The following is a 22,391-nucleotide window of genomic DNA, read 5'->3' as shown; positions in this document are numbered from 1 at the left end:
GCAGATTTCAGCGTTTAGGCAGTTCAATCACAACCTTCAACCCGCCCCACTCACTGTCGGCCAGCGCCAGTGTCCCGCCCCAGGTGTCGACGATGTCCCGGACGATGCCCAGCCCCAGGCCGTGTCCATCGGTCTGCTCATCCAGTCGCGTGCCACGGCTGAACACCTGTTCGCGGCGATCCTCGGGAATGCCTGGGCCGTCGTCTTCCACTGCCAGGCTGAAACCCTCGGCCGTCTCGTTCACCGTCAGGCGCACTTCGGCGTCTGCCCATTTGCAGGCGTTGTCCAACAGATTGCCCAGCAGTTCCAGCAAGTCTTCCCGGTCCCAGGGCAGGTGCAAGCCAGGCGGTGCGAGGTAACTCAAGTGCAGGTGTTCGCCGTGGATCATGTTCAGCGTGGCCAGCAACCCCGGCAGTTCGGCGTCGCAGTCCAAGTGCGCGCCGGGCAACGCATCGCCGGACAGGCGCGCACGGTTGAGTTCGCGGTTCAGGCGCTGCCTGACCTGCTCCAATTGCTCGAGCAACAGCTTGCGCAACTCGGGATAAGGATCGAGTTTTTCGTTCGAAGCCACGCTTTGTAGCACCGCCAGCGGGGTTTTCAGGGCATGGCCCAGGTTGCCCAGCGCATTGCGGGAGCGTTTGAGGCTGTCTTCGGTGTGGGCCAATAAATGGTTGATTTGCGCTACCAGCGGCTCCAGTTCCCGTGGCACCTGCTCGTCGAGCTGCGAGCGCTGGCCGCGCTGCAACTGGGCGATTTGCTCGCGGGCCCGATCCAGGGGACGCAAGGCGCGGTGTACGGTGATGCGCTGCAATAACAGAATCAACAGCAACCCCGCCAAGCCGAGGCCGAGGCCGATCTGCTGCATCCGCCGGAAACTGTCACGCACCGGCGTGTAGTCCTGGGCCACGCTGATGGAAATCGCCTGGCCCAGGCGCCGATAGTCAGTGCGCAGCACCAGCAGTTTCTGCCCATCTGGCCCCAATTGCAGGTTGCTGTGCAGGCCCGGATGGTCGAGCCGGGGCAGTTCCTGGTCCCACAGGGAGCGGGAGCGCCAATGCACATCGGCAAAATCAATGCGGAAGTAATGCCCGGAAAACGGCCGCTGATAGGCCGGCGACAAGCGTCGCTCATCCAGCTGCAAACCCTGGGGGCCACGTACCAGGGCCACCAGCAGGTTCTCGCTGTCGTTGCGCAGCCCGGCTTCCAGATAACGCTGCAAGCCCAGCTCGAACAGCCACAAACTGGTCTGCGCCAGGACCAGCCCGACCACCACCATCACACCAATCAGGCCCAGGCTCAGGCGCCGCTGGATGGATATCACGGCGCCTGCCCGCCGAACAGGTAACCCTGGCCGCGACGGGTTTCGATCACGCTACGTCCCAGCTTGCGCCGCAGGTGATTGACGTGGACTTCCAGCACGTTGGAATCGCGCTCGGTTTCACCGTCATACAGATGTTCAGCAAGATGGCTTTTGGAAAGAATTTGCTCGGGGTGCAGCATGAAATAGCGCAGCAGGCGAAACTCAGCGGCGGTCAGCTGGATCTCCGTGCCGTCGCGAATCACGCATTGCCGCCCCTCATCCAGATGCAGCCCAGCCGCCTTGAGTGTCGGTTGGTTGGCCTGGCCATGGGAACGGCGCAACAACGCCTGGACCCGCAGGTGCAGTTCTTCAGGGTGAAACGGTTTGGTCAGGTAATCGTCGGCTCCGGCCTTGAGGCCTTCGATACGCTCGGCCCATGAGCCGCGGGCAGTCAGGATCAGCACCGGGGTCGCCAGGCCGCCAGCGCGCCATTGGGCCAGCACGTCGAGCCCCGGCACGCCCGGCAGGCCGAGGTCGAGGATGATCAGGTCATAGGGTTCGATGCTGCCCTGATACACCGCATCGCGACCATCGGCGAGCCAATCGACGGCGTACCCCTGTCGTGTCAGCCCGGCCATCAGTTCGTCGGCCAGGGGAACGTGATCTTCCACCAGAAGCAGGCGCATCAATCTTCCTTATCTTTGAGTAAGCGGCCGGTGGCGGCCTCCAGGTCCAGTTCGCGCACGACGCCGTCGGTGTCCAGCAGCTCGACCTCATAAATATAGACGCCGTGCTTTTCCTCCAGCTCGGCTTCCAGCAGTTTGGCGCCGGGATGCAGATCCAGCGCCTGCTGCAGCAAGTGTTCCAGCGGCAGGATCACACCCTGCTGGCGCAGTTGCAGCGCTTCGTCCTGGTCCAGGTCCCGGGCCATGGCCAGCGAACAAAACGCCAGCAGCGCCAGCGTCCATCGACTGCGGGCGCATAGATTAAGCTTCATTACGTATCCTGATGATTCTTGAGCACCTTGCCGGTGACGGCGTCCACTTCCAGATCCCAGTCAATACCCTGGGTATCACGCAGATCCACCTGATAGATGTACCGACCGTACTCTTCTTCCAGCTCGGTATCGGTCAAGGTGGCGCCAGGGTGTTCGGCCAGGGCAATGGCGTTGAGTTTTTCAACCGACAGAATGGTACCAGCGTCTTGCAGTTTGCGGGCTTCGTCATCGTTGAGGTCTCGGGCGTGAGCCAGGCCAGTGCTGAGGGCCATGAGGGTCGCGAGGAAAAAGGCAGTCAGGCGGTTCATGGTTTGTCTCCTTTTATAGGTTTTGCCGGGTGACTGTATCGGGGTGAACTTAACTGAAACTGAATTGCCATCATGGAACCCACATCAATGTGGGAGCGAGCTTGCTCGCGATAGCGACGGCACATCCAGCATCGTTACAAGCTGACCCACCGCCATCGCGAGCAAGCTCGCTCCCACAGGGTTTTGTGTCGCTATAATCATCCGCTTGTACGCATTCGAGACCGGTATGACCGCCATCCACATCAAGTTCCCCGCCCTCACCCTCAAGGCCGGCCCCCGTGCCTTTGCGCGAATCCGCCAGGCCGGCCTGAACGCTGCCGACGTCGGCATTCTGCCCGGCGCCGCTGGCGGCCCCAAGGCCTTGGGCATCCAGGGGCTGGACCTGGCGCTGTTTGGTGAATGGCTGCCCGCCGCGCCCCGGGAGCGCTCGCTGATCGGCGCTTCGGTGGGTTCCTGGCGCTTCGCCAGCGCCTGTTTGCCGGATGCCGCCGAGGGGATCAGGCGCCTGGGCACCTTGTACAACGAGCAGAGCTTCGCCAAAGGCGTGACCATGGCCGGGGTCAGCCAAAGCTCGCAGCGCATGCTCGATGATTTGCTCGAAGGTCGCGACGCTTCAATCCTCGATAACCCGCATTACCGACTCAACATCATGGTGGTCAAGAGCCACGGCCTGCTGGCCCTGGATCATCGCGGGCGGCTGGGCCTGGGCTTGTCGTCAGTGATCGCCGACAACCTGCGCGGCCGTGCGCGGTTGGCACGGCATTTCGAACGGTTGATCATCCACGATCCACGCCTGGCCCCGCCACTGCATCCGCTGAATGACTTTCCGTCACGTTTCGTTCCGCTGGCGGCCGCCAACCTGCGTCAGGCCCTGTTGGCGTCGGGCTCGATCCCGATGGTGATGGAAGGCGTGCGCGACCTGCCGGGCGCCGGTGTCGGCACCTACCGCGACGGCGGTTTGCTGGACTACCACCTGGACCTGCCCTACAGCGGCGAGGACATCGTGCTGTACCCGCACTTCACCGACCGGGTCATTCCCGGCTGGTTCGACAAAGGTTTGCCGTGGCGCCGCGGTAACGTCGAACGCCTGCAGGACGTGCTGTTGCTGGCGCCGTCTCGTGAGTACCTGGCGCGCCTGCCCTTCGGCAAACTGCCGGACCGTAACGATTTCAAGCGCTTCATGGGCGATGACCCGAGCCGCCGCAAATACTGGCGCACGGCAATGGACGAGAGCCGCCGGCTCGGCGACGAGTTCCTCGAACTGGCGGCCAACGGTGGGCTGGGCGAGCGTTTGCTGACCCTTTAGTCAGCACGCTCGCGCAACGCAAGGATCAAACTGATAAACTCCGCCGCCTGCCTCGCGACCGCTACCTTAAAGAGCCCGAACCTGTGGAAATTTTCAAAGAATTCACCTTCGAATCCGCCCACCGCCTGCCCCACGTGCCGGAAGGCCATAAGTGCGGCCGCCTGCACGGTCACTCGTTCAAGGTGGCGATCCACCTGAGCGGCGACATCGACCCGCACACCGGCTGGATTCGTGACTTCTCCGAGATCAAGGCGATCTTCAAGCCGCTCTACGAGCGTCTGGACCACAACTACCTCAACGACATCCCCGGCCTGGAAAACCCCACCAGCGAAGTCCTGGCCAAGTGGATCTGGAATGAGTTGAAGCCGTTGCTGCCGGAACTCAGCGCCATTCGTATCCACGAAACGTGCACCAGCGGTTGCATCTATCACGGCGAATAACCACTTTTCTTGTGGCAAGGGAGTTTCCCGTGGCGAGGGAGCTTGCTCCCGCTGGGCTGCGCAGCAGCCCCAAAAGCAGCGACTCGATTCAACCTGATACATCGCAATCTAAGGCTTGAGGACCGCTTCGCAGCCCAGCGGGAGCAAGCTCCCTCGCCACAACTGTGTTTCTCCCAAGTGAATTGCGTTGGCCTATGCTCTATTCCCTGAGCCATTTTCAGGGGAGCGCCGATCATGACCAACTGGCCGCTGGATCAGCAATTCGACTTCAACGGGCACCGCATTCGCTACGCCATCCAGGGCGATGGCCCGCCGCTGGTGTTTGTCCACGGCACGCCCTTCTCTTCCTACGTGTGGCACCGAATCGCCCCGCTGTTCTTCGCCACCCACAGGGTGCATTACTTCGACCTGCTGGGTTATGGCCAATCCGCGCAACCGGATGCCGACGTGTCCCTCGGCGTGCAAAACCAGCTGCTCACGCAACTGCTGGAGCACTGGGGCCTGGACTACCCGGACGTGGTGGCCCATGACTTTGGCGGCGCCACCGCTCTGCGTACGCACCTGCTCAACGGCAAGAATTACCGCAGCCTGACGCTGATCGACCCGGTGGCGCTGTCGCCCTGGGGCTCACCCTTTGTGCAACATGTACGCCAGCATGAAACGGCCTTCAGCGGCCTGCCCGACTACATTCAGCGGGCCATCGTGCCCACCTATATCCGCGGCGCAATCAAACGGGACATCCCCGACGAAGAGTTGGCGCCCTACGTGCAGCCGTGGCTGGGCGAGACGGGCCAGGCGGCGTTCTATCGACAGATCGCGCAGATGGACGAACGCTATACCCGTGAAGCCGAGGGCCTGTATCCGAACGTGCGCTGCCCGACCCAGATCCTTTGGGGGGAGGATGACCAGTGGATTCCCATCGAGCGCGGCCGAGCTCTGCAACGGCTGATCCCCAAGGCGCAATTTCACCCTGTTCGGAATGCCGGGCATCTGGTCCAGGAAGACGCGCCGGAAGCCATCGTGGCGGCGCTGTTGCGGTTTCTGGCATTGCCCTCCCCGACCTGAAAAACACTGCACTCCCCTGTGGGAGCGAGCCTGCTCGCGAAAGGGGTGTGTCAGCCAATACATTCCTACCGGACTCACCGCATTCGCGAGCAAGCTCGCTCCCACAGGGGATCTTCATGCGCGATGAGATCTGTGTTCCAACTTGAATCACCCGCGCACCGCTTTTGATCCCTTCGTCCCCCCAATCCCAAAGATTGTCTATACATAACCTCGCGATCACTCGTTTGGCACGGCCGCTGCACGCTTGCGATACTCCCCCTCATCCGCAAGGACCGCCACATGACTCAGAACGATCCGGGCAACGACTACCCCTTGAGCGAAGTCCCGATGCATGCCCGCAAGGGCCTGGCGTCCACGGCCATGGTGCTGCTGGGTTTCACCTTTTTCACCGCCACGATGTTTGCCGGGGGCAAGCTGGGGGTCGCGTTCGGTTTTGCCGAAATGCTCACGGTCATCATCATCGGCAATCTGCTGCTGGGCCTCTATGCCGCGGGCCTGGGCTACATCGCGTTCAAGAGCGGGCTCAATTCGGTACTGATGGGCCGCTTCTGTTTCGGCGAGGTGGGCAGCAAGCTCAGCGACTTGATCCTGGGCTTCACCCAGATCGGCTGGTACGCCTGGGGCACCGCGACTGCCGCGGTGGTGCTGGGCAAGTATTTCGAATTGGACCAGGGCACCGTGCTGGGCTTGATGGTGCTGTTCGGCCTGGGATTCTGCGCCACGGCCTACATCGGATATCGCGGTCTGGAAATCCTGTCGTACATCGCCGTGCCGGCCATGATGTTGCTGCTGATGTTGTCGATGTGGGTGGCGACGGTGAAGGTCGGTGGTCTCGACGGCTTGCTGGCGGTAGTGCCAACGGGCAGCCTCGACTGGTCCACCGCCATTACGCTGGTGTTCGGCACCTTTGTCAGCGGCGCGACCCAGGCGACCAATTGGACGCGTTTCTCCCGTTCGGCGAAAGTCGCGGTGCTGGCGAGTCTGATCGGTTTCTTCCTCGGCAACGGCCTGATGGTGCTGATCGGCGCCTACGGGGCCATCGTCTATCAACAGCCGGACGTGGTCGAAATGTTGCTGTTGCAGGGCTTTGCCATGGCGGCGATGGCGATGCTGCTGCTCAACATCTGGAGCACCCAGGACAACACCATCTACAACTTCGCCGTGGCCGGTTGCAACCTGCTGCGCACCCGTCGGCGTAGAACCGTAACCCTGGGCGGCGCCGTGATCGGCACGCTGCTGGCCCTGCTGGGCATGTACGATTTGTTGGTGCCGTACCTGATTCTGCTGGGCACCGTGATCCCGCCCATCGGCGGCGTGATCATGGCCGATTTCTTCTTCCGCTGGCGCGGTCGCTATCCCCGCCTGGCCGAAGCGCAGTTGCCAGCGTTCAACTGGCCCGGGCTGTTTGCTTACGGAGTCGGCACCGTCGCTGCGTTCAATTCGCCTTGGGTCGCGCCACTGGTAGGAATCGCCACCGGCGCGCTAACGTATGTGCTATTGATCGGCGTAATGGGTACTCGCACCGCCGACGCACCACTACAAGACCTATAAAGGATTCGCCTGATGCACATCATCAACGCCCGCCTGCGCAACCGCGAAGGCTTGCATGAACTGCACCTGGAAAATGGCCTGATCGCCAACATAGCCCGTCAGACCGAGGCCCCCAGCCTGGGCCCGGAAGACCTCGATGCCGGCGGTAACCTGGTGGTGCCACCCTTCGTCGAGCCACACATCCACCTGGACGCGACCCTCACCGCCGGCGAACCGCGCTGGAACATGAGCGGTACGCTGTTCGAAGGCATCGAGTGCTGGGGTGAACGCAAGGCCACCATCACCCAGGAAGACACCAAGACCCGCGCCAAGAAAACCATCCAGACCCTCGCCGCCCATGGCATCCAGCATGTGCGCACCCATATCGACGTAACCGACCCTGAACTCACAGCCCTCAAGGCGATGCTGGAAGTGCGCGAGGAAAGCCGTCACTTGGTTGATATGCAGATCGTCGCGTTTCCCCAGGAGGGCATCGAGTCCTACCGCAACGGCCGCGAACTGATGGAAGAAGCGATCCGCATGGGCGCCGACGTGGTGGGCGGCATCCCACACTTCGAATACACCCGCGACCAGGGCGTCAGCTCGGTGAAGTTCCTGATGGACCTGGCCGAACGTACCGGTTGCCTGGTGGATGTGCATTGCGACGAAACCGACGATCCGCATTCGCGCTTCCTCGAAGTGCTCGCCGAAGAAGCCCGCAGCCGCGATATGGGCGCACGGGTCACGGCCAGCCACACCACGGCCATGGGCTCCTACGACAACGCCTACTGCGCCAAACTGTTTCGCTTGCTCGGGCACTCGGGCATCAGCTTCGTCTCGTGCCCCACCGAAAGCATCCACCTGCAAGGGCGTTTTGATAACTTCCCCAAGCGCCGCGGCGTCACCCGGGTCAATGAACTGCTCGAAGCCGGCATGAACGTGTGCTTCGGCCAGGACTCCATCGTCGACCCTTGGTATCCACTGGGCAATGGCAACATCCTGCGGGTATTGGAAGCTGGGCTGCATATCTGTCACATGCTCGGCTACCGCAACCTGCAAAGCGCCCTCGACCTGGTCACCGACAACAGCGCCAAGGCCATGGCCCTGGGCGAGCGCTACGGCCTGGAACCCGGACGCCCGGCGAACCTGCTGATCCTGTCGGCCGACAGTGATTACGAAGTGATCCGCAGCCAGGGGTTGCCGCTCTACTCGATTCGCAACGGTGAAGTGCTGATGAAGCGACAGATGCCGGTGGTGGAGTTTGCTCCGCTGTTGGGCTGATACAAACCCTGTGGGAGCCGCGGCGCCATTGAGTAGGCGATCCCCGAGGATCGCCCACCTCCCTTACGACGCCAGAAGCGGTGCCTGCAATCGCCTCCCGATCACATCCAGCAAATCACAACCGGCTCGCAACGGAATCGCCAACACCTGGGCGAAATCATGCAGTACCACGGCGTCCGTGCTGATGTCTGAACGCATTGCGAGGTTTTCCAGCAATTGCGTGACAGCGGCGATGCGGTAGGCGGCCGTGTCGTGCAGCACGTCCAGGGGCGCTTCGGTGTCGATCAGGAGCGCGTGGAAATTGTTTTCGATTCCGGTAATGGGCATGTAGCGGGACATGAGGGGTTACTCCTGCGGGGATGGAAGATCAGTAGCGAGTTCGGTACTGAGGAGCCACTGACTAGGGGGCCGAATCCAGGCTGGGGGCTCAGGGGGTGAGCAGGAGATAGAGGTGGAGCTTGATGGAATGGCGAATGATTCGAGCGAGGTTGAAATGACGTGCACCTTACGGACACATGTTTCAAAGCAATAGCTGTAACCTTTTTTCATTGAGTGTTCTCAGGATTAATTGAACAAATCCTAGGTGCTTAGGGCTTCCACACCCTGTCGCTAATTACAGCGACGGAGGGAATGTAGCGTATGGAGCGATCGGGTGAACAGTCAGCGGGGAGCGACGCAGCTTGAGGGAAATTTCCGATGGGGGTGTCCGGCGATGGATTGTGCCGCGTGTCCAACCTTAGCGGCTCGACACGCCTGGATTTCATCACGCAATTAAAGCTATCCAGACCATTGGCAGGCCGCAATGCGGTGTGGTTAGCTACCGGCACTTTCCCCGCCCTTTAGCCGCCGAAGCCAAAAATGAACCTTACCCAGCCTCGTTTGAGATTGCTGTTGATACTGAGCGCGATCCTGTTAGGGGTGGGCGCTGCGTCCTACTACCTGTTTCGCCAGAGCACTACGTGGGCAGATGAAAGCTTCACCCCCGAGGACATGAACGAAGGAGGCATAGAGGACATCGGCACGTTGACGCTGCCTGAGGCGCAAAAGCGTCTGAATTACCTGATCCACGACACCGGCGAAACCCTAAGAATCCTGGACGTGGTCATTGACTCAGAATTTAGCCTGACCGTTGACAAGACCGAGTCGGCCAGCAAGCAAGACCTGCAATACGAGGAGCTGTTTGTTCCTGTCACCAGCACACAGGTGAAAACGGCGCTGGCAGCGAGCCAGGACCTGCGCTTTGCCCAGAGGCTGTTTGCCGACAGTTCCGAAGTGCGGTTCGATACCAGCAACCTTGACCCCCTCTGGAAGCGTGCCGCCACGCCGGATGAGCCGGCGGCCGAACAGTACCGTCCAGAACGCTTGCGTTTTCGAGACGGCAGCGAGAAAGCGTTCGCCGATATCAAGGTGTCCTCCAAATCAGGCCCTGATGAGAGCGAGTCGTTCGATGCCCCCATCACCCTGGCGGTCAACAAACCCTTGGCCAGCCTCAGCCTGACGATCGCATACCGCAGCTACCCGGCGTTCAAAAAAGTGGTCTTGGACAAAGACCATCCGCGAGTGACCCTGGAAGACGGCCAATCCTTTCAGCTCACGGCCCTGGGTGACGCCAGCGCCTCGATACGGCTGAGCACGCCCAAAATGTCGACCTTCGTAGTGCAGGGTTTGACCGACTCGGGCAAGGCGCTTTACAGCAATGGCAACAGCTCCCGCTCCTTCCCTTCGGACGGCGATATTGCGGCGATGCATGCTTTTTACAAAGCCCTGCTGCAGACCAAGGAGGATCTCGATCGGTTCAAGACCAGTCAGGCTGTGCAACAACACGTGGAGCAACTGGCGAACAATCTTTCCACCCAGGCGGGGCCGCTGAAAAACACCGAGGTCGACTACCAGTTCGAGGCCGCGCCGCAGCGTATCGTCATTCATGTGCTCGATCCGATGGAAGACAACACAGTCGTTATCGACGAGGTGCACAACCTCCTGGCGGAGCAAACGCGTTACATCGCCCGCGAGCGGAAATCCGGTCTTTACGGCTTCATCGATCAGGCCGGACAGTGGTTGATCAAACCGCGCTGGACAGAAGTGCAGGATGGCGGAGTGGCGGATACCTACACGTTGTTTACGCTGGAAAAATCCAGCGAGCCGCAACGGGACGTGCAGGAGGTGCGGAGCCAACTCGCTTACTTCGCCGCCGGCAGCAATAAACTCATAAACCTGCCGTTCGAATACATATCGCAAACATTGGACAATGACCTGCTGCTGGTAGAGCGTGAAACCAACGGCCCCTATGGGATCTACGACGCCAAGGCGCACCGCTTCACGCTGCCAATGAAGTTCGTCAATCCCACGGTCACCGGCAACGTGTTCATTGCCCGTCTCGGCACTAAAACCTATGCCACGGAAGGCCACTACGGCGCTTATACCCTGGCCGGCAAGGAGATTCTGCCACCGCAGTTCTCCAACATTGAGCAAAGCGGTGATTACCTCTACACCCACTCAGCCGACCAGAGTCGCCAGGACGTCTTCAACCTGGAAGGCAAGCGAATCAACGCCCAGGGTTACAACGTGATCGGCCGTTTTTTTGGCGAGCAACCGTTGTTGGTGCAGGACGCTAAAAGTAAGAAGTTTGCGTTTATCAACCGCCAGGGCACGCTGCTTCCCATCAAACTGCCCTATGACGAGGTGGAGCCGTTTTCCAATGGTATGGCAGTGGTCGGCCGTGACCAGAGCTATGGGGCCATCGACCTGACCGGTAGATTGCGGATTCCGCTGGAGTACAACAGCATCAACGCGTTCCAGACTCGCTACGCCGCCGCCATCCCGGCCGGAAGTGGATCTGGGCTAGTGCTGATCAGTCAACGCAACGAACAATTCAAGAAGCTCGGCTCCTACACCAGCATGACCGTCCCTGATAACGGCAACGAAGCCCGTTACAGCGTGAGGGATCCGAACAATTCTGACGAGTACCTGGTCTATGACGCCGATGGCAATCTTGTGAAGGAAGAAGAATAAGGGGGGCCTCAAAACTCAGGGGCTCATTATCCGCTTACCTTTCTTCTCCCTCACCTCCAGCGCTTGCCCATCCCGCTGCTTACCCTGCCGCGCCTGGCCCACCAGTTGAGGAATCAGATCCCCTTCCGGCAGGTGCCGCCAGAAGCGCCCGGGCATGTGCTGGCGCAGCGCCTGGGGGTTGAGCCGCGCCGGGTTGAAAATGTGTCGGTAATAGGTCCGCCACAGCTCGGCGCCAGGATCTTCGGCGTGACGCGCCCATTGTCGCCATTGCTCCGGACAATGGCGCTGGTAGTCCAACCTCTGGCCGTCGAAGCGGATGCCGTCGCGAGACGTTGCGATCAGCCAGCGCTGTTTGCCAAGTCGATCGGCAAAATGCCCGCTCGCGCTTTCAAGGATGTCATGGGCTGGCTGGTGAAAGGACACCAGATCCAGCTGTAATGACTCGGCGATTGCCTGCGGCAACGGGATGAAGCGCACGAAGGCGTGCAGGTGATGAGCCTCACGCTGGACCTGCTTGATCCTGCGCTGCAATTCGCTGCCCAGGCGATCACCAGCCAGCATCGCGGTGCGGTCGCCATGGGCGACGCGCCAGAGCACTTCGTACAGCAGGTTCCAACGTTGTTCACCCTGGTAGCGTCCGGCCTGTTCAAGTAGCGCTAACAAAGCCGCGGGCACCCGCGTGCGGAACGGTCCCGGATCTTGTGGTAGCGGCGTTGGCTCGGCCAACAAATCGGCTGTAGGGCCTTGAGCCCAAGTGACATCGCTGGGGTCTATTCCATGACCGAGCAGCGTCCGTGCCTGATCGCGCCAGGTAGAAAAATCGTCATCACACGCCAAGGCGATCATCACCACAACCCCATCTGCACCGGCCTCTGGGGATCGCGCAAGCGCGCCCGCAGCAGGCCGCTTCGCACCTGTGCTTCAGGTGGCCGGTAGTCGCTGGTGACAATGAACGGCCGTGCCTTCTCCAGCACGCAACGCAACTGCACCAAGTCGTCATAGCGAACGCGCCGCTCCCGGCGCAGGACAACCAGACGTTGGACGCTACGCAACCCAATTCCCGGAATACGCGCCAGCAAAGCTGGCTCGGCGCGATTGACGTCCAGTGGAAAAACATCACGGTTGGCCAGCGCCCAAGCCAGCTTGGGGTCGATGTCCAGGTCCAGGTTACTGGTTTTGCTCAAAAGCTCACCCGCCGTGTAACCGTAACCGCGCATGAGAAAGTCGGCCTGGTAGAGCCGGTGCTCGCGCAGCAATGGAGGCGCCGCCAGGGGCACGCTGGCAGGGCTGTCGGGAATCGGACTGAATGCCGAATAGTAGACCCGCCGCAAGCCGTACCCCTGGTAGAGCGACTCGGCGTTGCTCAGGATGGCGTGGTCATCGGTGGCATCCGCCCCCACGATCACCTGGGTGCTCTGCCCGGCCGGAGCGAAACGAGGCGCCCTCGCCTCCCCGGCCACCGCTTGTTGACCCAGGTGGATGGTGCCCATGGCTTGGCGGATCGTCGTCAACTGCTTTTCGGGTGCGAGGCGCTTGAGACTGATCTCGGAGGACAGTTCAATATTCACACTCAAGCGATCAGCCAGACGCCCCGCCTCCTCGATCAATAGCGGATCGGCGTCGGGAATGGTCTTGAGATGGATATAGCCACGGAACTGGTGCTCTTCCCGCAGCAACCGCGCCACTCGTATCAACTGCTCCATGGTGTAATCCGCCGAACGAATGATGCCGGAGCTCAGGAACAGGCCGCTGATGCAGTTGCGGCGATAGAAATCCAGGGTCAGCCGCACCACCTCCTCCGGCGTGAAGCGCGCCCTTGGCACATTGCTGGAACGCCGGTTGACACAGTACTGGCAGTCGTACAGGCAGAAATTGGTCAGCAAAACCTTCAGCAACGAGACACAGCGCCCATCCGGCGTGTAGCTGTGGCAGATCCCCATGCCATCGGTGGCGCCCAGCCCCTCGCGGCCGCGGGAGCTACGCTTGGGAGCACCACTGCTGGCGCAGGAGGCATCATATTTGGCAGCGTCGGCGAGAATGCCGAGCTTGGCGATCAGTTGCATGGGAGCGCTCTCGATACTGGATATATACACAGTATTTTGAGATGCACGCCGATGCAAGCGCCATTGGTCAATTCTGAACCGAGGACGGCCAACCCGTCCAAGGCGCGACATAGGCCATGCCAGCGGGATGGGCTATAATCGGCACACCAACGCGATTGAGGTCCAGCCCCATGGGCAATATCAGCCTTGAAACCAAAAAAGCCTACGCAGCCCGGACACGTCGCTCCAACTATGTGGCCAGCCTGCGCCTGGAAGGCTTCAAAATGACCTTGGCGGACGGCGAAGAAAAAAAATGCCGACCCGTGAAGAGGTCTTGAAGACTTTCGCCAAGACCAAGGCCTGATGCCAGACAAATATGGCGTCGGCGAACTGGTCGAGGGGCTAAACCGTGCGGACCTGATCGTCGCTGTCGCCGAAGTCTATTCCGATATCAACGTCGCCCCCCCTTCCGCGAGGGCAATGGCCGGGCGCAGCGCATTCTTTTTGAACACCTGATCATGAATGCCGGATTTGAAATCAGCTGGTGGGGGATCGAAAAGGAAGAATGGATTTTTGCCAACATTGCGGCTTACAACTGCGCCCTGGCGCCGATGGAGCAGGTTTTCGAGAAGTGTATCGGGCAGGCGATTCAACCTTGATCACACGATTTTCCCACGTTCAGCGCCTTACGGTTCATTGCACCGAGTGATAAAGTTGCCACCCATTAAAATCTGCTAAAGCACAAAAAATGTACCGGACGAAATCATTCCCACCCAACAAAGCAGGTCGTGATTTTGTGGTGGGCGACATTCACGGGCATTTCAAGCTTCTAACAAAAGCCCTGGATAAGTTGGACTTCAATACCGAAGTGGACCGCATTTTTTCTGTGGGAGACCTCATCGACCGAGGCCCCGACTCTATAGAGGTACTGAACTGGCTTGAAAAACCGTGGTTTCATGCGGTTCGCGGCAATCATGAACATATGCTTATTGAATGCATCTCGGGCCACGGCGACATATCCAGGCATATTCGAAATGGTGGGGCTTGGCTCTACGAGTTACAGCCCGTCGCCCAGCGTGAACTCTTAAAAGTTTTGCAAGAGCTTCCATTGATCATTGAAATCAACTTATCAAACGATCAAGTCATCGGAATAGTCCATGCCGAAGCCCCTGCCACCAAGAGTAACGATGGCTGGCCGGAAGCGAAAGACGCTATTACTGGAAGACTCGGAAAACCAAATCAACAACAAGCCTTGAAAACAGCACTGTATGCCAGGGAAAAAATCGAGCGAGAAGACCACACTTCCATCGGAGGAATAACTCGACTCTATGTGGGTCACTCAACAGTACCCAGTGTCATGCGCTTGGGTAACGTCGTCTACATCGACACTGGCTGCTCATTTTCCGATGGCGCATTAAGCCTCGTAGAGATCAAAACCGAAACCATCACCAGCATCGGCATGAGCCGGTGAGTACGTGATAAGCGGCATTCCCCATTCCGCACCTGATAAAAATTTTCCCCGCGCAAGGCAAACAACCGGCGATCGTCCCTTTGATTAGGAGGCCATGTCTTTCTGATCGCCCACACCTTCCACCCCTCAAACGCTCATGACCCATTGCTTAAATTCACGCCCAGAAACCAAGAAAATCAACTGCACATCAACTCTTTGCTACTTGGATTCAAACGGTTGCTCTCTATCGCTAATCATCTTCCATCGGATCTCCCGCATCCAACAACATATGATAATCGTCAATCATTGATCTCTGATCGTCCGTTAGATGGGAGCGAACAACACCCACCTGCGCTGCCGTGAAATGATCATTTTCAAGCTGTGGATTGTTCCTACTGGCATTACTAGCCAGCTCAGAGTACATGCTATATCCCGGCATGGTCTCATATATTCTACCGTTATATTCCAACCACATATGTTCAGGACCGCTCTGCCCTCGGCGAAACCCTCCGTATATGATGCAGGGGTCAGCAGTTATAACGGAATTCTGATTCGCCCGAACAGTGATAACTATATGGGTCAAGGCGGCTGTTCGGGCGCCTTGATTATTAGCAACTGCACCCAGTTGCTGAATTGCCGCCGTGTACGCCGTGTTCACTGCCCTTGCGATGTCATCATCAGAGTACCCAGCGATAGCCCAGACATGGCAAGAAATATCATTGAACGACATACCCTCCTCCTCATTGCTTGTACGATAAAAGCCTCATTGACTTCGACACTTGGAGTGATCTGGATGCAAACTTCAGCACCGCTAGATGAGTATTCTCCTGCACAGGATCAATCCAAGCGTAGCCGATGAGTAGCCAAATGCCATCCACGTAATACGAGCCTCAACCTCTCCCCCAATCCTGATAAACTCCCCACCTCCCAGCCTTGCCCATTTCAGAAACGCCCATGTCCCCAATCCTCGTCGCACCTGCTCCACTCTCTCGCCGCTTCTCCGTTGCCCCGATGATGGATTGGAACGGCTAATCCCGCAGACCACGTAATCCGGTGGTTACAGAGCAGACCATAAAACCCCGTACCACTTTCGTACCACCCATCACCTAAAACGACATCTCCGGCGAGCCGTACAACCTACCGCGCCTATCCCCTGGTCCAAGATTCTGTCGCTCCAATCCCAGCACTATCGACATGCACATCCACGCGTCCCAACTGTGTATGCGAGAGCGTCCGTACATCATTGTCATGAGTGCGCAGTGAGGCGAGCGCACGGCACCGTGCGTAAGTAGTAGTGTTTTTTTTGGGTGAGGCATCGGAGGAAGGTAATATAGGTAATATAGGAGGCTGAACTAGCTACAGCCCTTATTTTCCAAGGGTTGAGACGAAAGCGGAAAGGTAATATCCAAGTAATAAATAGGTTATGTAATTACTATTCTTAAAGGTAATATATGGAATTGATCTACCCCTTATAAATCAATGACTTACAAAAAAAATACCTGAGAGATTACTAAAAATAACTTTCCCAAGTAATCAACGGAAGCCAATGAAACCGGGGCCTTCAGGCACTTGCCATGCACCACATTTCCTAATTACCTTTTTCCGACGCCTTTCCTGAAAACAACCACAGCCACCCCCGGCACCATCCCGCTTTACTCCTACCCTCGCAGGGTTCCGCAGGCTTTTGCCCATTCCAAAACGCCAAGCAAGCGCCCAGCCTGGGCCGCTCCGAGGCATCCGCAGGTACGCAGAAAAAACGACCCATTTAGCCCGCAGGCGAGGTGGGGGGACGACGGCGCGCGCCAGGTGCTGAAGCACGTCACTGGCCCAGATGTGTGGCACGCCAACTCCCCAAAGCCAATCGACCGCCCCAGCAGATTCCCGCTCCGACTGAGCCTCACACACCTGAAGGCCCCGTATTCACTGGACCGAACGCCCCTTAAGGCTTGCCGTGACACCCTTCAAATGCTATGTTGAACTGGGTTTTTTCATGCTATTGAAAGGCAAAACTTCATCGTTCCGCGCCAGACTTTTGCCATGGGAAAAGCCAATCCCCAGACAGCAAAAAGCCGTCACGTGGACGGCTCATTGTTTCGGCGATGAACTCGGGTGACTACGCCTTCAATTCATCTGGCGTATGTGTCTTGAGCCAGTCAGCTAAGGCAGCGTTCATTCGCGTTTGCCAGCCAGGCCCAGAGGCTCTGAATTGCTCCAGCACCTCAGGATCAAAGCGAACATTGACGTGTTCTTTAGGGGCTGCCGACTTTGGCCGACCACGCTTTGGTTTGAGCATTTCCTTTGCCTGAGCCTTGCCAAACAGCCCCGCCAACACGTCGCTGGCTGGCTTGGCTTTGGCAAAGTCCTTGGCCGACCATTCAGGGTTTGCCGTATCGACCATCTCAGGATTGAGTTTCTTGGTCATAGCTTTTGACCTCCCGTTTGTTGGCTTTACGAAAACTGATGACGTGAACCGCATCGCCCCGAGGGGTGAACACCACGACATGCAGCCGATCACCTATGTACCCCATCGCCCGATACCGGCACTCGCCGTAGTCGAAGCGATCATCTTCCACGATCAAGGCCGTAGACCATTCAAAGTCCCGTACTTGGGCAAATGGGAGTCCACGTTCTTCAACGTTGCGAGCGTCTTTGGCTGGGTCATAAGTAATCTGCATGCCATTACTGTACCCACAATAAATCACCCGCACAAGGGTTGGACATAACGATCATCGTTAACTATGGCTGGAGGACTTGATAGGTGGGAAGCCGGATGGTCCTTGTGCACCCCCCTCGGGCGTACGTAACCCCCAAGGCCTCTTACGCAGTTCTTTTTTTTTAACATCAAATGATGTATAAAAAGCGGAACCCGACAAGAAGAGTTTCACTAATGGCCAATGATTTTCTGAACCAGATTGAAAGCTTACCGCCCGAACAGGCTGTAGAACGCCTACTGGGGATTACCGCTGAGGACCTACGTACTGTAGCCCTTCAGTTTTACCGTGTGACCTCTAACGCAGGTCCGCTCCAGCCAAAGGGTTCAGGTGGCACCCTGGCTTGGATCTATGGGACAGAGGCTCTTCGCGCCCTCACCCTTCCGAAAGGATGGAAACCAACGGACCCGAGTAACCAGCCTCGCATTATCTCCCCTGACAACAAGCATGCCGTGACTGTGTGCTGTGGCGACGAAAACACTGGCAATCCGCACGCTGACCCCCTGACACGCAACAAGCGGGGTAATAGGACCAGCCGTAGCGTGCACTACAACGTTCGTCAGATGGACATGTTCCCGGTGGACCGAAGCGACAGGCAGCGACTCCCTTTGGACTCCTCGGCAGAGCAGATTTTCTGGATGCTCCTGTTCTACGTTGACCTGGAAAACCAAGTCGTACACTACGAGCTTTCGAGGCCGATCAACATGGCCGACAACGGTAAGGTTGACGGATGGCTACCGCGCTTTATCATGCCGCCCCTGAACCTGAACGCCCCCGATGATTTCGGTGGATCAGATGCAGGCCCATCTATCGATATTCCTGTAACACCGAGAACATGAACGACATAAGCGATTTCAATCCGGCCCGTTTAGTACTAGCTCGTCAACGCCGAGGATGGACGAAGAAATCGCTTGCGGATGCAACATTGCTCAGCAGTAAAACGATTTCTCTCTACGAGAACGGAGACCAGTTGCCAACTGAGGAGAGCTTGGCCTGCATCGCGCAGGCTTTGGGTTTTCCGATTCCGTTTTTTTCCGGTCGTGATCCGGAAGCCCCTACCGAGGAGAATGCGAGCTTCAGATCATTTTCACGAATGACCGCTGGTCAGCGTGATGCAGCTCTTGCAGCGGGCGGTATCGCGTACATGCTCAGTGACTGGATCGATTCGAAGTACCATCTGCCTGCCCCTTTAGTTCCTGACTGCTCGGGGATGGACCCAGAAGCTGCAGCAGAGGCAGTGCGTGTAGAATGGGGGCTTGGGCAGCTTCCCATAAAAAATCTGGTCCATTTGCTTGAGCTAAAAGGAGTCAGAGTCTTCTCACTTGCTGAAGAAACCAATCAGGTCAATGCCTTTTCATGTTGGCGGAAGGGAACAACACCTTTCGTTTTTCTGAATACACAAAAGTCTGCAGAAGCAAGCCGGTTTGACGCAGCCCATGAGCTTGGCCATTTGGTTTTGCACCGACATGGCAGCAACAAAGGGAAAGAGATTGAGAGCGAAGCCAACGCTTTCGCGTCCGCCTTCCTGATGCCTTATCAGAGCATCCTGGCCCACGGCTGGAGTGTTAATTCGGTTAAGGGCGTTATCCGCGCAAAGAAGATCTGGAACGTTTCAGCTATGGCCTTGGCCTATCGCCTTCACAAAACAGGCGTGCTGTCAGAATGGGTTTACAGAAGCATGTGTATTGAGCTGTCCTCTATGGGGGCTCGGACTCAGGAGCCTGAGCCATCTCAGAGGGAAACCTCTCAGGTGCTTCAGAAGGTTCTCGGCCTTGCTAGGGATACTGGGCGCTCCCTCACTGGAATCGCAAAAGAGCTGGATGTGTCTGTGGATGATTTGATACCAATCCTCTTCAGCATGGCACCTGTTGTCATAAGTGGCGACTATGGGGCTTCGCCTGTTTCCATCCCGAAGCGAAAGCCAAATCTCCGCTTAGTCAAAGCCTGATAATCTTCACCAATCAATGATGATGCAAGCCGCCCTCTCGGGCGGCTTCGTTGTTTTCATGAGGGCTTCAGTCTGGTTCGAATGGTGTAAAGCGCACCACCTCTTCACCCAGCCACTCATTTACCTGGGCCAGACGCGCCTGCAGCGGCTCAAGCTCGTTCTCCGTCCAGACCTGGGCAGCCTCTCGCAACGACCCAAAACCACCAGCGTTCTGCGGAACGATGCCCATCAACTGTGGCGGAATGCGCAACGCCGCGAGCAGATCGTCGCGGCTGATGTTCTTGATTGAGCTGAACTCGTCCTTGGCAGCCACCTCGCTGACAGGAATGAGCTGGATGCCGTCCTTCTTCCCGGCCGGCGCGTAGACAAACAGGTTGCGAAAGTTACCAGGCCCTTTGGAGTTCTTCAGCGCGGTGCGCAGTGAGTCGATGTCTTCCTCTTTTTGCGCCGCGTCGGTCATGTACAGGATGAAACCGGCATGGCTGCCGTTGTTGTAGTACTTGCGGCGGAACAGCGTGGCGCTCTCGTTGAGCAGCGCGCTTTGCAGCGCAGCTAGCCACTCTGGCAAGCCGTAGATCTCCTGATTGATATCAGCTTCCCGCAAGTGGCAGATCGAACCCGGAGCAAACTCATGCTCATCTTTCCATCCACGCACCTGGTAATAGGTCTCCAAGTCGACGCCCCGGCGCATGTACTTCGCCAGCGGTGGCAGCAGGCCCATGGTGCTGCGCAGCATGTTGCTGCGCTTCTCCAGGTAGCAGTTGCCGCACCACAGCCAATCCAGGGCGAATTGCTCAAAGGCCTGGCGACTCAACAACCGATGCGGAACGAACGTGCGGGCCAGCATGTTGCGTTTGAAGTTCAGCCCCGATTGAAGGTACACGCTGGCCCGCGTCGTCTTCGCCAGGCCATCCATGGACATGGGGGTTTCGAACCAACGCCCATTGGCCCAGCACTCCAGATAGTCCAGGACTTCCCTGCCATCGAGTACCGGCGTCGGGTCGCCAAAGGTGAACGCCTCAACGGGTCCAGCCTCGGGCGGCAGCAGCTCCCCCTCAATTGGCGGCTTGGCATTGGCTAATTGGGTTGCGCGCTTGCGTCTGCTCATCAGTAAGACTCCATAAATCCGGTATTCGCCGTGGTCTGCCCTTCAAGGGGTTCGTTGTGCAATGCGTGGAACAGCGCCCATGCCAAGTCGGCATGGCCCGTCTCGTCTGTGCGACCGGCCGTGTAAGTGAACATGCGCCCGGAGGCGGTGATTGTTTTGCGGATAGCCATCAGTGACTGCGCCATGTCCGTCCAGCCGGCATCGAACTCCAGGCGGCCGTTTTTGATGACGTCGTAAGCCTTCAGCACCAGGCGGGTTTTGACTTCGGGCGAATAGCTGAAAGTGGTGATGTTAGGGAAGAACTGCTTCACCAACTGCGCCACGCCGGAGCCCATGCCAGTGATGTCGATCCCGATGTATGTCACCCAATAGCGCCTGGTGACCTGGCGGATGGCTTCGGCCTGGGCCGCAAAGTCCATGCCCCGGAACTGGTGTTTTTCCAGCACCCTGAATTTGCCGCCAGGCACCGTGGGCGGGCCGATTACCACCAGCCCCGCGCTGTCGCCATTCTCGGCGGGGTCGTAACCGACCCAGACCTGACGATCCCCGAACGGCCGAGCGGCAAACGGTTTGTAGTCCTCTGCCCACAGGTCCCAACTGTCGACCATGCACGGCTGCAACATTGCCAACGGGAAAATACTGGCGCCGTCGTCGATGAACTGACACATCAGCAGGTTCTGGAAGGCCTCGGCGTCGTACTCCTGGCGGAGTTCGTCGAGGTCGAACAGGTCGCAGCCACGGTCCTCCGCATCCAGAATGGTGACGATCTGCCGCCAGACACGGTCCTCGCAAAGCCGGCCCTGTTGCAGCGAGTCGTGGGAAACGTCGATTTTGACGCGCTGCGCCGCTGGCTTGCCCTTGTTGAAGCGCTCCCCCGTCCAGAACGTATAGGCTTCGTGCGCCATGCTGGAAGGCGTCGAAAAGTAGGTTCGGCGGTACTGCTTCTGCATCGCCATGCCGCTGGCGACCTTGTTCAGTTCCTTGAACTTGAACGTCCAGAAGAATTCGTCGAAGTAGAAATTGCCGTGGTAACCCTGGGCCGTGCGGGCGTTGGTGCCCAAAAAGTGCAGCTCGGCGCCGTTGCTCAGGATGATCGGATCGCCAGTCAGTTCAACACCGACCACCTCACGGGCAAACGCCTGGATGTAGGCTTTGAAGATGTGCGCCTGATTCTTCGAAGCCGACAGGAAAATCTGGTTGCGCCCCGTGGTCAGCGCATCAATCAGTGCCTCGCGAGCAAAATAGTAAGTGGCGCCGATCTGTCGGGATTTGAGGATTGCGCGGGTGCGTTGGTTGCCGGCCTTGTACCAATCGAGCTGGTAGCCGAAACAACCATCAATGAAGGCCTCGGTCAGCTTTTCGATATGTTCTTCGTCGAACTCGTTGCGTTTCGGCGCCTTCTTCGGCCCTTCGTTGCGCTTGGCCAGGTTCGGATTCAGTTCGGTTTCGGTACCGCCCTCGTTGAAGCGCTGAATGCGCGCCTGCCGCTCAAGCTGGCGGTGCAGCAGGTCAATTTCCTTGTAGTCCGATCCTGACTTGGGGTCTTTGAGGATCAACTGCACCAACCGCGCTTCGGTCGCGGCCTGAATACGCTCCAGAGGCGTGGCCCGGTCCCATTCGTCACGGGCCTTCCAGCTGTGCAGGGTTTTTTCCTTCTCCCCGATCAGTTCGGCGATCTCGCACACGCGATAGCCCTGCCAATACAGGTGCTTGGCATGGCGGCGGTGATCGGTGGGTAATTCGACGATGGCATTCATGGCGCAGATGCTGCCGCCCGCGCGCGTACAGTACCCGCGCCCGTCCTTGTAACAGCCCGTTCTACAAGAGCACGTCGTTGCCCGTCACGCTCGCGCTCAACAACATGCGCTCATCGCCAAGGCACACAGCCACCGC

General features: G+C 58.4%; 23 protein-coding genes and 1 pseudogene. 12 read left to right on the top strand and 12 right to left on the bottom strand.

Going from position 1 to position 22,391, the window contains the following annotated elements:
• Positions 1–7: 7 nt before the first annotated feature.
• From QNH97_RS09695 to QNH97_RS09680, 4 genes are read right to left on the bottom strand one after another with little or no spacing between them, the layout of a single operon-like run.
• Positions 8–1,321 (bottom strand): sensor histidine kinase, encoded by a 1,314-nt coding sequence (locus tag QNH97_RS09695; protein ID WP_283556620.1) that lies wholly within the window; start codon positions 1,319–1,321, stop codon positions 8–10.
• Entirely contained in the window at positions 1,318–1,986 is a 669-nt protein-coding gene (locus QNH97_RS09690; RefSeq protein WP_283556619.1) for a response regulator transcription factor, read from the bottom strand. The genes QNH97_RS09695 and QNH97_RS09690 overlap by 4 nt, the downstream gene beginning before the upstream one ends.
• Entirely contained in the window at positions 1,986–2,297 is a 312-nt protein-coding gene (locus QNH97_RS09685; protein WP_123414427.1) for a PepSY domain-containing protein, read from the bottom strand. Before QNH97_RS09685 ends, QNH97_RS09690 begins: the two co-directional genes overlap by 1 nt.
• Complete coding sequence (locus QNH97_RS09680) at positions 2,297–2,605, bottom strand: PepSY domain-containing protein (protein ID WP_283556618.1); 309 nt, start codon at positions 2,603–2,605, stop codon at positions 2,297–2,299. Before QNH97_RS09680 ends, QNH97_RS09685 begins: the two co-directional genes overlap by 1 nt.
• A gap of 226 nt (positions 2,606–2,831) precedes the next feature.
• Between QNH97_RS09680 and QNH97_RS09675 the strand changes: the two genes are divergently transcribed.
• The 5 genes from QNH97_RS09675 to codA all read left to right on the top strand — a co-directional run bounded on the left by QNH97_RS09675 (position 2,832) and on the right by codA (position 8,227).
• On the top strand, positions 2,832–3,911 hold the full coding sequence (locus tag QNH97_RS09675) for a patatin-like phospholipase family protein (RefSeq protein WP_283556617.1): 1,080 nt from the start codon (positions 2,832–2,834) through the stop codon (positions 3,909–3,911).
• An 83-nt stretch (positions 3,912–3,994) separates the two neighbouring features.
• Positions 3,995–4,351 (top strand): 6-carboxytetrahydropterin synthase QueD, encoded by a 357-nt coding sequence (gene queD / locus QNH97_RS09670; protein WP_025212792.1) that lies wholly within the window; start codon positions 3,995–3,997, stop codon positions 4,349–4,351.
• Positions 4,352–4,585: 234 nt separating this feature from the next.
• Positions 4,586–5,416, top strand: a complete 831-nt coding sequence (locus tag QNH97_RS09665; protein ID WP_283556616.1) for an alpha/beta fold hydrolase — start codon at positions 4,586–4,588, stop codon at positions 5,414–5,416.
• A 279-nt stretch (positions 5,417–5,695) separates the two neighbouring features.
• Positions 5,696–6,967 (top strand): cytosine permease, encoded by a 1,272-nt coding sequence (codB, locus tag QNH97_RS09660; RefSeq protein ID WP_283556615.1) that lies wholly within the window; start codon positions 5,696–5,698, stop codon positions 6,965–6,967.
• Positions 6,968–6,979: 12 nt separating this feature from the next.
• On the top strand, positions 6,980–8,227 hold the full coding sequence (gene codA, locus QNH97_RS09655; RefSeq protein ID WP_283556614.1) for a cytosine deaminase: 1,248 nt from the start codon (positions 6,980–6,982) through the stop codon (positions 8,225–8,227).
• A gap of 63 nt (positions 8,228–8,290) precedes the next feature.
• On the opposite strand, the gene QNH97_RS09650 is transcribed toward codA, so the two are convergent.
• Positions 8,291–8,566, bottom strand: coding sequence for a hypothetical protein (locus QNH97_RS09650; protein WP_283556613.1), 276 nt, complete (start codon positions 8,564–8,566; stop codon positions 8,291–8,293).
• A 519-nt stretch (positions 8,567–9,085) separates the two neighbouring features.
• Between QNH97_RS09650 and QNH97_RS09645 the strand changes: the two genes are divergently transcribed.
• A complete protein-coding gene (locus QNH97_RS09645; RefSeq protein ID WP_283556612.1) occupies positions 9,086–11,239 on the top strand; it encodes a WG repeat-containing protein in 2,154 nt (717 codons plus the stop codon).
• Positions 11,240–11,254: 15 nt separating this feature from the next.
• Here the strand turns inward: QNH97_RS09645 and QNH97_RS09640 are convergent, their stop codons facing one another.
• Entirely contained in the window at positions 11,255–12,085 is an 831-nt protein-coding gene (locus QNH97_RS09640; protein ID WP_283556611.1) for a TIGR03915 family putative DNA repair protein, read from the bottom strand.
• Entirely contained in the window at positions 12,085–13,302 is a 1,218-nt protein-coding gene (locus tag QNH97_RS09635) for a putative DNA modification/repair radical SAM protein (protein WP_283556610.1), read from the bottom strand. The genes QNH97_RS09640 and QNH97_RS09635 overlap by 1 nt, the downstream gene beginning before the upstream one ends.
• A gap of 170 nt (positions 13,303–13,472) precedes the next feature.
• Here QNH97_RS09635 and QNH97_RS09630 point away from each other — a divergent pair.
• The 4 genes and pseudogenes from QNH97_RS09630 to QNH97_RS09615 all read left to right on the top strand — a co-directional run bounded on the left by QNH97_RS09630 (position 13,473) and on the right by QNH97_RS09615 (position 14,752).
• Positions 13,473–13,645: pseudogene (locus QNH97_RS09630) on the top strand (YhfG family protein).
• A complete protein-coding gene (locus QNH97_RS09625) occupies positions 13,645–13,797 on the top strand; it encodes a hypothetical protein (protein WP_283556609.1) in 153 nt (50 codons plus the stop codon). Before QNH97_RS09630 ends, QNH97_RS09625 begins: the two are co-directional and overlap by 1 nt.
• Before the next feature lie 2 nt (positions 13,798–13,799).
• Positions 13,800–13,940, top strand: a complete 141-nt coding sequence (locus tag QNH97_RS09620; protein WP_283556608.1) for a hypothetical protein — start codon at positions 13,800–13,802, stop codon at positions 13,938–13,940.
• Between the two features lie 89 nt (positions 13,941–14,029).
• Entirely contained in the window at positions 14,030–14,752 is a 723-nt protein-coding gene (locus tag QNH97_RS09615; protein ID WP_283556607.1) for a metallophosphoesterase, read from the top strand.
• Positions 14,753–14,981: 229 nt separating this feature from the next.
• Here QNH97_RS09615 and QNH97_RS09610 read toward each other — a convergent pair whose 3' ends face one another.
• The 3 genes from QNH97_RS09610 to QNH97_RS09600 all read right to left on the bottom strand — a co-directional run bounded on the left by QNH97_RS09610 (position 14,982) and on the right by QNH97_RS09600 (position 17,406).
• Positions 14,982–15,461, bottom strand: a complete 480-nt coding sequence (locus tag QNH97_RS09610) for a hypothetical protein (protein WP_283556606.1) — start codon at positions 15,459–15,461, stop codon at positions 14,982–14,984.
• 1,383 nt (positions 15,462–16,844) lie between these two features.
• The gene (locus QNH97_RS09605) at positions 16,845–17,153 is read right to left on the bottom strand and encodes a BrnA antitoxin family protein (protein ID WP_283556605.1); all 309 of its coding nucleotides are present in this window, start codon (positions 17,151–17,153) and stop codon (positions 16,845–16,847) included.
• A complete protein-coding gene (locus tag QNH97_RS09600; protein WP_259746517.1) occupies positions 17,131–17,406 on the bottom strand; it encodes a BrnT family toxin in 276 nt (91 codons plus the stop codon). Before QNH97_RS09600 ends, QNH97_RS09605 begins: the two co-directional genes overlap by 23 nt.
• Before the next feature lie 212 nt (positions 17,407–17,618).
• On the opposite strand from QNH97_RS09600, the gene QNH97_RS09595 reads away from it, so the two are divergent.
• Both QNH97_RS09595 and QNH97_RS09590 read left to right on the top strand, forming a co-directional pair.
• On the top strand, positions 17,619–18,281 hold the full coding sequence (locus tag QNH97_RS09595; RefSeq protein ID WP_283556604.1) for a hypothetical protein: 663 nt from the start codon (positions 17,619–17,621) through the stop codon (positions 18,279–18,281).
• Positions 18,278–19,390 carry a helix-turn-helix domain-containing protein gene (locus tag QNH97_RS09590; RefSeq protein ID WP_283556603.1) on the top strand — a complete coding sequence of 371 codons (1,113 nt, stop codon included), beginning with the start codon at positions 18,278–18,280 and terminating at the stop codon, positions 19,388–19,390. Before QNH97_RS09595 ends, QNH97_RS09590 begins: the two co-directional genes overlap by 4 nt.
• A 67-nt stretch (positions 19,391–19,457) precedes the next feature.
• Here QNH97_RS09590 and QNH97_RS09585 read toward each other — a convergent pair whose 3' ends face one another.
• The gene (locus tag QNH97_RS09585; protein ID WP_283556602.1) at positions 19,458–20,498 is read right to left on the bottom strand and encodes a phage portal protein; all 1,041 of its coding nucleotides are present in this window, start codon (positions 20,496–20,498) and stop codon (positions 19,458–19,460) included.
• Positions 20,498–22,255 (bottom strand): terminase ATPase subunit family protein, encoded by a 1,758-nt coding sequence (locus QNH97_RS09580; RefSeq protein WP_169851707.1) that lies wholly within the window; start codon positions 22,253–22,255, stop codon positions 20,498–20,500. Before QNH97_RS09580 ends, QNH97_RS09585 begins: the two co-directional genes overlap by 1 nt.
• Between the last annotated feature and the right edge of the window lie 136 nt (positions 22,256–22,391).

Origin of the sequence: Pseudomonas sp. G2-4 (genome assembly GCF_030064125.1) — a bacterium.
Taxonomy (GTDB): Bacteria; Pseudomonadota; Gammaproteobacteria; order Pseudomonadales; family Pseudomonadaceae; genus Aquipseudomonas.
The sequence above is the reverse complement of the archived record's forward strand: the minus strand, read 5'-3'. Positions and strand labels throughout refer to the sequence as shown.

Bases quoted from the DNA above. Each gene is read 5' to 3' on its own strand.
- QNH97_RS09680 (WP_283556618.1), bottom strand. From the start codon at position 2,605: ATGAACCGCCTGACTGCCTTTTTCCTCGCGACCCTCATGGCCCTCAGC.
- QNH97_RS09640 (WP_283556611.1), bottom strand. From the start codon at position 12,085: ATGATCGCCTTGGCGTGTGATGACGATTTTTCTACCTGGCGCGATCAG.
- QNH97_RS09635 (WP_283556610.1), bottom strand. From the start codon at position 13,302: ATGCAACTGATCGCCAAGCTCGGCATTCTCGCCGACGCTGCCAAATAT.
- QNH97_RS09615 (WP_283556607.1), top strand. From the start codon at position 14,030: ATGTACCGGACGAAATCATTCCCACCCAACAAAGCAGGTCGTGATTTT.
- QNH97_RS09585 (WP_283556602.1), bottom strand. From the start codon at position 20,498: ATGAGCAGACGCAAGCGCGCAACCCAATTAGCCAATGCCAAGCCGCCA.
- QNH97_RS09685 (WP_123414427.1), bottom strand. From the start codon at position 2,297: ATGAAGCTTAATCTATGCGCCCGCAGTCGATGGACGCTGGCGCTGCTG.
- QNH97_RS09595 (WP_283556604.1), top strand. From the start codon at position 17,619: ATGGCCAATGATTTTCTGAACCAGATTGAAAGCTTACCGCCCGAACAG.
- QNH97_RS09690 (WP_283556619.1), bottom strand. From the start codon at position 1,986: ATGCGCCTGCTTCTGGTGGAAGATCACGTTCCCCTGGCCGACGAACTG.
- QNH97_RS09675 (WP_283556617.1), top strand. From the start codon at position 2,832: ATGACCGCCATCCACATCAAGTTCCCCGCCCTCACCCTCAAGGCCGGC.
- QNH97_RS09645 (WP_283556612.1), top strand. From the start codon at position 9,086: ATGAACCTTACCCAGCCTCGTTTGAGATTGCTGTTGATACTGAGCGCG.
- codA (WP_283556614.1), top strand. From the start codon at position 6,980: ATGCACATCATCAACGCCCGCCTGCGCAACCGCGAAGGCTTGCATGAA.
- QNH97_RS09580 (WP_169851707.1), bottom strand. From the start codon at position 22,255: ATGAATGCCATCGTCGAATTACCCACCGATCACCGCCGCCATGCCAAG.
- QNH97_RS09665 (WP_283556616.1), top strand. From the start codon at position 4,586: ATGACCAACTGGCCGCTGGATCAGCAATTCGACTTCAACGGGCACCGC.
- QNH97_RS09600 (WP_259746517.1), bottom strand. From the start codon at position 17,406: ATGCAGATTACTTATGACCCAGCCAAAGACGCTCGCAACGTTGAAGAA.
- QNH97_RS09650 (WP_283556613.1), bottom strand. From the start codon at position 8,566: ATGTCCCGCTACATGCCCATTACCGGAATCGAAAACAATTTCCACGCG.
- QNH97_RS09605 (WP_283556605.1), bottom strand. From the start codon at position 17,153: ATGACCAAGAAACTCAATCCTGAGATGGTCGATACGGCAAACCCTGAA.
- codB (WP_283556615.1), top strand. From the start codon at position 5,696: ATGACTCAGAACGATCCGGGCAACGACTACCCCTTGAGCGAAGTCCCG.
- QNH97_RS09590 (WP_283556603.1), top strand. From the start codon at position 18,278: ATGAACGACATAAGCGATTTCAATCCGGCCCGTTTAGTACTAGCTCGT.
- QNH97_RS09625 (WP_283556609.1), top strand. From the start codon at position 13,645: ATGCCAGACAAATATGGCGTCGGCGAACTGGTCGAGGGGCTAAACCGT.
- QNH97_RS09620 (WP_283556608.1), top strand. From the start codon at position 13,800: ATGAATGCCGGATTTGAAATCAGCTGGTGGGGGATCGAAAAGGAAGAA.
- QNH97_RS09610 (WP_283556606.1), bottom strand. From the start codon at position 15,461: ATGTCGTTCAATGATATTTCTTGCCATGTCTGGGCTATCGCTGGGTAC.